Source organism: Micromonospora sp. NPDC047753 (assembly GCF_040642735.1).
In the GTDB taxonomy this organism is placed as follows: domain Bacteria; phylum Actinomycetota; class Actinomycetes; order Mycobacteriales; family Micromonosporaceae; genus Micromonospora.
This window is the reverse complement of the sequence record NZ_JBEYSL010000749.1, coordinates 1-2306: the sequence shown is the minus strand read 5'-3', so window position 1 is coordinate 2306 and position 2306 is coordinate 1. Positions and strand designations below refer to the sequence as shown.

At 71.5% G+C, this 2306-nt stretch carries 3 protein-coding genes; 1 reads left to right on the top strand and 2 read right to left on the bottom strand.

The features are described 5' to 3' along the window. The coding region (locus tag ABZ749_RS34080; protein ID WP_357235266.1) for a response regulator at nucleotides 1-439 on the bottom strand (439 nt) is incomplete at its 3' end. 1 nt (nucleotide 440) lies between these two features. Beyond that, nucleotides 441-1121 carry a ribulose-phosphate 3-epimerase gene (gene rpe, locus ABZ749_RS34075; protein ID WP_238671589.1) on the bottom strand — a complete coding sequence of 227 codons (681 nt, stop codon included), beginning with the start codon at nucleotides 1119-1121 and terminating at the stop codon, nucleotides 441-443. A 254-nt stretch (nucleotides 1122-1375) separates the two neighbouring features. On the opposite strand from rpe, the gene ABZ749_RS34070 reads away from it, so the two are divergent. Further along, on the top strand, nucleotides 1376-2242 hold the full coding sequence (locus ABZ749_RS34070; RefSeq protein ID WP_357235262.1) for a septum formation family protein: 867 nt from the start codon (nucleotides 1376-1378) through the stop codon (nucleotides 2240-2242). Nucleotides 2243-2306 lie beyond the last annotated feature (64 nt).

Sequence of the window (2306 nt, the reverse complement as noted above, 5' to 3'; positions counted from 1 at the left end):
GCTCGCCGCCTCGGCCGCCCGGTACGTCCTCAGCCTCGACGACGACATCTGGCTGGAACCGGGTTCGCTGCACCGCCCGGGCCACCAGCTCGGCGGTGTCGAACGGCTTGACCAGGTAGTCGTCGGCGCCGGCGCTGAGCCCGTGCACCTTGTCGACGGTCATCCCCTTGGCGGTCAGCATGATCACCGGAAGGGCGGACGTCATCGGGTCGGCGCGCAACCGGCGGGTCAGCTCCAACCCGTCGATCCGGGGCATCATGAGGTCGACCACCGCCAGGTCCGGCCGTTGGCGCTCGATGACCTCCAGGGCCTCCTGGCCGTCGCTGGCGTGGATCACCTCGAAGCCGTGCAGCCGCAGGTTGAACTCGACGAACCGGGCGATGTCCTCGTCGTCGTCCACGACGAGAATGATGTCCTTGCGGTCGGCCTCGGGCTCCACCTCAGGCCCCGGGCGCCGCGCGTTCCGCCAGTGCCCGCAGGTGCCGTACCGCCTCCGCCGGGTCGGCGGCCCCGTACACGGCGGTGCCGGCCACGAACGCGTCGGCGCCGGCCGCCGCCGCCTGCTCGATGGTGTCGGCGGCGATCCCGCCGTCCACCTCGATGCGCAGCTCCAGGTGCCCGGCCGACGCGTGCCGCCGGGCGGTCCGCACCTTCTCCAGGAGCTGCGGAATGAACCGCTGCCCACCGAAGCCCGCCTTGATCGTCATGATCAGCAGGGTGTCGAAGCTGGGCAGCAGGTCCAGGTAGGGCTCGATCGGGGTGTCCCGGTCGATGGCCAGGCCCGCCTTCGCGCCTGCCGAGCGCAGGTCCTTGGCGAGCGCCACCGGGTCGTCGGACGCCTCCGCGTGGAAGGTGACGTTGTACGCCCCGGCGTCGGCGTACCCGGGGGCCCACCGGCGCGGGTCCTCGATCATCAGGTGCACGTCGAAGGGCATCGCAGTGACAGCCCGCAGGCTCTGCACCACGGGCAGCCCAATGGTCAGGTTCGGCACGAAATGGTTGTCCATCACGTCGACGTGCAACCAGTCCGCGGCGTCCTCGACGGCACGGACCTCTTCGGCGAGGCGGGCGAAATCGGCGGCCAGGATGCTCGGCGCGACGATCGGCGGCGGTACGGTCACAGGGCCAGTGTACGAACGCGGCTACCCGCCACCCGCATCGCGGCACCTTTGGGGACGCCCTGTGACCCAGCAGTGACCATTGGTGCAGAATTGGACGCTCCGGGCCCCCGAATCCGGACGAACAGACATCAGCCACTGGCCGATCGACGGAAACGCGACGACACTCCAACCGGGACGGTGCCGTAAGCTGCACGCCCGCCGGGGTCTCGCCGCGGGGCGCGGCGACCGGCCGCCAGCTCCCGGGAGGGCGGACGATGCGACGGTGGCTTCCAGCGCTGGCGCTGGCCAGCGTCACGACGATGCTGCTGGCCGGCTGCGCGCCGGCGCGAGGCGCGGACGGCGATCTCACCGACGACTGGCCGACGCTGCGGGTTCCCAAACCGTTCACCCCCGCCACCGACACCTGCCTGCCACGGATCGCCACTGTCGTGCAGGCCAGCACCTACGAGACGGTGGACTGCGCGCGCAACCACCTGGCCGAGACCATCCACGTCGGCACCTTCGTCGGGCCCGACGCGCTGACCGAGGCCCGACCGGAACCCGGCTCGCCGGCGCTGCGCACGGCTCGCGCCGAATGCGACCAGCGGGCCCGGGAGGTGCTCGGCGGCGACTGGCACGCGGCCCGACTCGCGCTGTCCCTCGCCTTGCCGTCCGCGCCCGCCTGGGTCGGCGGCGCCCGCTGGTTCCGCTGCGACCTCAGCGAGACCGGCAGCATCGACAACACCCGCCCGGTCAACCGCACCGGCAGCCTGCGCGGCGCGTTGATCGGCGACACGCCACTGACGCACCGCTGCTTCGACCCCAAACTGATCGGCGACAACCTCAACTACATGGCGCCGGTGCTCTGCACCGAGCCGCACCGCGCCGAGTTCGTGGGCGTCTACGAGGAGCGGGACATCAGCTGGGTGGAGTTCGCCAAGTCCGCCGAGCAGGCGCACCGGCGCTGCATGGCGCTGATCGCCGAGTACGCGGCGGTACCCAACAACAGCGAGCTGCCGTACCGGGCCGGGTCCATCTACTATCCGCCGTCGCAGCGGGAGTGGGAGGAGGGCGACCGTGGGGTGCGCTGTTTCCTGTGGAGCGACGACCGCAAACTCATCGCGTTCGGACGCTCCCCGTGAGGGTGGCTTCCGTGGCGGTGACCGTCGCGAAGGTGGCTTCCGGGGCGGGGACCGGGACGGTTCG